1 protein-coding gene is annotated in these 1,212 nt (G+C 40.8%); it reads left to right on the forward strand.

Features of this window, described 5'->3' with window-relative positions:
* Positions 1-1,212 (forward strand): GLUG motif-containing protein (locus ABJV04_RS08345; RefSeq protein ID WP_348491047.1); only part of this gene is annotated, 1,212 nt, incomplete at both ends.

Below are 1,212 nucleotides of genomic sequence, written 5' to 3' on the forward strand. Positions count from 1 at the left end.
GGAGATATCACGGCAGATGGACAAGTTGGGGGCTTGGTTAGCTTTAACCGAAGCAATAGTACCATCATTAATTCTTTTTCGACCAGTGATATTACGGCGGGCTATATTGTGGGAGGCTTGGTTGCGTACAATGTGCTTAGTTCCACCATCGAAAACAGCTACGCCTCTGGTGCAATTAATGCCACTTCTACCGTTGGGGGATTGGTAGCCAGTTTGGAATCGAATGCCTCCATCATAAACAGCTACTGGAATACCGAAACCACCAACCGAGCAAACGCCACAGGGAATAGCTTTAGCCCCGGCGTAGTTTCGGTAAAAGGATTTTCAACCGAGGAACTTAAAAACGATTCGAGCTACACAAATTGGGATTTTGCTGATACTTGGGTGCGTCCAAACGGTTCGGTATTACCAACTTTACAGTGGAGCGATTATAGATTAGGAGGTCCGGAAATTAAAGGTTCTCAAGGTTGGAGGATGTTTGGTACTCCGTTTGCTAATTCTACTTTTGCAACTATTACAGATTCATTATGGACGCAAGGAATTGAAGGAGCGAAAACATCAAAAGGAAGGTCTAATATATACACATGGAATGAATCCAGTCAATCTTGGGGCATTCCAGACTCAATTAATGCTTCTGCTTCTTCAGGAAAAGGATTTATGATGTACGTTTTTGAAGACGACAGCTATGGCACGCCCGGAACTCAGGGAGGTTTTCCTAAGTCGATTATTAGCGAAGGAAAAGGAATTTCATTACCTCAAACTATTCCGTTAAGCTATACAGAAGGAGCTATTTCTAACTTAAATGGAGTAAACTTTATATCTAATCCTAGCCTTTCAACCCTAAATTGGGAAGAAATAAGCAAAACAAACACAACTAGCACCTATTACGTTTGGGATGGTAATAACGGCCATTATGATGCTTACCAAACAAATGTAGGAGGCACAAATTCTGCAACCAAATATATTGCGCCTTTTCAGGGTTTTTATGTAAAGGCGACGGCAGCTTCAGCTGAACTAAATATAGATTCTACGGCAATTGCTTCTACAGATACTGTCGCATATAAAGTTAACAACAAGAGCGAAATATTTTCTGTGTTATTACATCTGGAAAATAAAAATGGTTTATCTGATGAACTTCGTATGGTTTTAAGAGAAGAAGCTCTGATTGGATATGATGAATTTGATGCTCCTGAATTCGGTTCCTTTGCTGGA

The sequence above is a fragment of the Aliiglaciecola sp. genome (genome assembly GCF_039982535.1).
Lineage (GTDB): Bacteria > Pseudomonadota > Gammaproteobacteria > Enterobacterales > Alteromonadaceae > Aliiglaciecola.